This is a genomic window from Simplicispira lacusdiani, assembly GCF_003604195.1.
Taxonomy (GTDB): Bacteria; Pseudomonadota; Gammaproteobacteria; order Burkholderiales; family Burkholderiaceae_C; genus Simplicispira; species Simplicispira lacusdiani.
In genome coordinates this window covers 1-945 of record NZ_QXGR01000039.1, presented here as the reverse complement: position 1 = coordinate 945, position 945 = coordinate 1, and the positions used below count along the sequence as shown (strand labels likewise).

Sequence of the window (945 nt, the reverse complement as noted above, 5' to 3'; positions counted from 1 at the left end):
TGAAAAGGCTCTGCGAGGCTGTTTTGGCTATCGCCAAGCCATGCTTTGCATGACAAAAAACAAAACCTTGGACTCTGTCCAAACCTGCTGGGGAACTCTTCCCCAGACCCCCTTAATCCAACTCCCCAACCCCTCAATCCTTGAGGGGCTCCCTCGCCGGTTGGCAGGGTCAAAAGGATACCTTTTGACAACCACAAGAGGGTTGCATAGTGAGTGTGTCAACTCCTTATCCTCCCGCCCCCTTACGGGTTTCGGTCCGGTACCGTTGACACACGCTATGCAGCTACCTCTACCTAATTAAAAACCTAATTTTCTACTCAAGTAGCACTACATAGGTTCCCCTCTCTTTTGATTTATAAAATCAACATTCTATGAACTTGTTATTAAGGAGTACCACCAGCATTTTGAAAAAAACCACGCTAAGAGTATGCAAGATTTTATGCAAAAAATCGGAAGACATAGGGAACTATGGGGAGGCCGAAAAGCCCGCCATAATAGGAATGTATAAAAAAATGCATAGAATCATAGAAAAAGACAAAGGCGGATTCCTTGTGGGAATAGGGATCCGCCTTTGTCTTCACTACCGATAATGAGACGTTATGTTAACTGATAGTGTATGGAGTATACAAAGAAAACAAGAGTATGGCTACCACATTCTTGTGATAAAATGGAATAGAAAGGGTGATTTAATTGAATATTTTATGGGACTTTGACGGAACACTTTTTAATACATATCCTGCCTATACCAAAATACTCTCTCTAGTACTTGGAGAAGAGATAGATAAACAGGAGATTTATAAAAAATTAAAGATTTCATACTCACATGCACTAGACTACTATAATGTTTCTAGTGACCAGAAAGAGAAAATTAAAAGCTTAAAAAAGGAATTGTCTCCAAAAGACATGAAACCATTTGATGGCGTGGAAGAAATTTTGAAATTTGCA

At 40.0% G+C, this 945-nt stretch carries 1 protein-coding gene; it reads left to right on the top strand.

Translation table 11 applies throughout. The annotated features are described in order from the left end of the window. Positions 1–690 precede the first annotated feature (690 nt). Positions 691–945, top strand: a 255-nt coding sequence (locus tag D8S75_RS17280; RefSeq protein ID WP_157982682.1) for an HAD hydrolase-like protein, incomplete at its 3' end; no start/stop codon positions are given.